This is a genomic window from Polaromonas sp. AET17H-212, assembly GCF_002379085.1.
Taxonomy (GTDB): domain Bacteria; phylum Pseudomonadota; class Gammaproteobacteria; order Burkholderiales; family Burkholderiaceae_C; genus Polaromonas.
The window spans coordinates 1-2,915 of the sequence record NZ_NBZW01000060.1 but is presented as its reverse complement, the minus strand read 5'-3'; the positions used below and the strand labels follow the sequence as shown (position 1 = coordinate 2,915).

At 65.6% G+C, this 2,915-nt stretch carries 3 protein-coding genes; 2 read left to right on the top strand and 1 reads right to left on the bottom strand.

Annotation, left to right across the window (positions count from 1 at the left end):
• Together B7G53_RS22190 and B7G53_RS22185 are read left to right on the top strand one after the other, a co-directional pair.
• Positions 1-1,598 (top strand): M14 family metallopeptidase (locus B7G53_RS22190; protein ID WP_141396438.1); only part of this gene is annotated, 1,598 nt, incomplete at its 5' end.
• Between the two features lie 103 nt (positions 1,599-1,701).
• Entirely contained in the window at positions 1,702-2,106 is a 405-nt protein-coding gene (locus tag B7G53_RS22185; protein WP_096671789.1) for a hypothetical protein, read from the top strand.
• Positions 2,107-2,180: 74 nt separating this feature from the next.
• On the opposite strand, the gene B7G53_RS22180 is transcribed toward B7G53_RS22185, so the two are convergent.
• Positions 2,181-2,915: replicative DNA helicase (locus B7G53_RS22180; protein WP_141396437.1), on the bottom strand; the 735-nt coding region annotated here is incomplete at its 5' end.

Genomic DNA, 2,915 nt, shown 5'->3' with positions numbered 1-2,915 from the left:
TCCAGCCTGTCCCCGACCGGTCGGCGCTGGCCCTCCCCCCGCCGGCCAGCGCCGCCCCCTACAGCGCCGCCGTCGCCGCGCGCTTCCCGGCGCCTTCCGTCATCTACAACACGCCCGGCCTGCAGGAAGGACGCAGCAGCTTCACCTCGAATGCGGAAATCCAGACCTGGCTGCGTGAGCTCAGCACAGCGGCCTCGCGCTCACCGGGCCTGAAAGCCGCCGTGCTGCCGATTGGCCAGTCGCAACGCGGCGAGACCCTGGAAGCCCTGGTGCTGACACGTGCCGACGGCACGGATGCCGCCGCCATCACGGCCTCGGGCCGCCCCACCGTCATGCTGGTCGGCCAGCAACACGGCGACGAACCCGCCGGCACCGAAGCCTTGCTGGTCGTGGCCCGCGAACTCACGCAAGGCCTGCTGCGACCGGTGCTCGAGCGCGTCAACGTCATCATCGTGCCGCGCGCCAACCCCGATGGCTCGGTGGCCGGGCAACGGGTCACCGCAGGCGGCCTGGACATGAACCGCGACCACCTGCTGCTCAATACGCCGGAAGCCCAGGCCCTGGCCCGGCTCGCCCGCGACTACCACCCGACGGTCGTGGTCGATGCCCACGAATACACCGTGGTGGGCCGTTTTCTGCAGAAATTCGGCACGGTGCAGAAGTACGACGCGCTGCTGCAGTACGCGACCACCGCCAACATCCCCGAGTTTTTGACCAAAGCTTCCGAAGAGTGGTACCGCCGCCCGCTGGTGGCCGCCCTCAAGGGGCAGGGACTCAGCACCGAGTGGTACTACACCACGTCGACGGACCTGGCGGACAAGACCATCTCCATGGGCGGCACGCAGCCCGACACCGGCCGCAACGTCAGCGGCCTGAAAAACGCGGTCAGCCTGCTGATCGAAACCCGTGGCGTGGGCATCGGCCGGCTGCACATCCAGCGCCGCGTGCACACCCATGTCACCGCGATCTCCAGCGTGCTCGCCAGCACCGCCCAGCGGGCCAGCGAACTGGGCCAGTTGCAGCCCTATGTCGAGAAAGAGATGGGCGCCCTGGCCTGCAAGGAAGAGGCGGTGGTCGAAGCCGGTCCCACCCTCACCCAGCAGGAAATCGTCATGCTGGACCCGGTCACCGGCGCCGACAAGACCCTCAAGGTCGAGTGGAAATCGGCACTCACGCTGCGCAAGCTCAAGTCCCGCGTGCGCCCTTGCGGCTACTGGCTGTCGGCGGCTTCCCGAACGGCCGTGGAGCGGCTGCGCCTGCATGGCGTGCAGGTGTTGCGTGTGGCCGAGCCGGCGTCCATGCTGGGCGACCTGTACCGCGAGACGGCGAGCTCGGCCGGGGTCCGGCAGGACGTGCGCGGCAGCATTGCCGATGCCGGGCAGATCGTCAGGGCCGAAGTGGCGCTGGTACGCGGCGTGATCGATGCACCCTCCGGCAGTTACTACGTGCCCTTGAACCAGCCGCTGGCCAACCTCGTGATTGCGGCGCTGGAACCGGACACGCAAAGCAGCTACTTTGCGAACCGGCTGCTTGACGGCCTGTCCAGCACCGCCCGCGTCATGTCCGAGCCCACGCTCCGGACCGAAGAACTGCCCTGAACCGCCGCCCGGGGCGCCGGGCCACGCGCTTTGTGCGAACTGGCCTACAGACAGCGTCCCGCTGGCGTGCATAAATGGTGAATTCACAGCCCAAGGATTCACCATGAAAACATTTGCACTCCACCCCAAGATGCTGACCCTGACCGGCGTGTTCTATCCCACAGGTTATGCCTTCATCATGTTTCCCGAGGGTGACCAGGCCGAGCAGGCGGCACGTGAACTGGAAGCAAGCGGCTTCGACGGCGAAGCCATCATGCTGCTGGAGCCAGACACCATCCTGCGCGAGATCGGCCGGGTCGATGGCGAGTCTGATGTGGTCTTGCCTTCGGTCGGCACCGAAGGTGCCACAGTCCAGAAATACGTCGCCCTGGCCCGAGAAGGTCAGCACGCCCTGATGGTGCACGCCCCCTCCGAGAAGGAGACGGAACGGGTGATGACCGTGGTGAGAAAGCAGCCTTTTTCCTACGCGCAGAAATACCACATGCTGGCGATGGAAGACCTGGAGTGAGGCCGCCGTCCTTAAAAGCTATCAAATAGATAGCTATAGGCGCTTGCAAACAAAGGGCCAAGGCCCGTTTTTACTTAGAAATCGCCACTGCCACCGTGCGCCAGGCTCTCGAACTTGGTGATGCGGTTGATGAAGGCCAGCTTGACCGTGCCGGTCGGGCCATTCCGCTGCTTGCTGATGATGACCTCGGCCACACCCGGCTCCTTGCAGGCATCCTTGGTGTAGTACTCGTCGCGGTAGATGAACATGATGATGTCGGCGTCCTGCTCGATCGCGCCGGACTCGCGCAAATCGCTCATCATGGGGCGTTTGTCGGTGCGCGACTCGACGCCTCGGCTCAGCTGTGACAACGCAATCACCGGGCACTGCAGCTCCTTGGCCAGCATCTTCAGGCCACGCGAGATCTCGCCGACGGCCGTGGCACGGTTTTCCTCGGCCATGCCGCTGGACACGCTCATGAGTTGCAGGTAATCGACCACGATCAGGCCGAGCTTGCCGCACTGCCGGGCCAGGCGCCTGGCATTGGCGCGTAGCTCGCTGACAGTCAGGCCTGGCGTTTCGTCGATGTGCAGCGAGATATTGCGCAGCTTCTCGATGGCTTCGGTCAGGCGCGGCCACTCCTCGTCGGTCAGCGCGCCGGTGCGCAGATGGGTCTGGTCGATGCGGCCGATCGAGCCGACGATACGCACCGCCAGCTGGGACGCCCCCATCTCCATCGAAAACACCGCCACCGGCAGGCCTTCGTTGAGCGCCACGTGTTCGGCAATGTTGATGGCCAGCGCGGTTTTGCCCATGGACGGCCGCGCCGC

Coding starts and splice junctions, on each gene's coding strand:
- B7G53_RS22185 (WP_096671789.1), top strand. CDS start 1,702: ATGAAAACATTTGCACTCCACCCCAAGATGCTGACCCTGACCGGCGTG.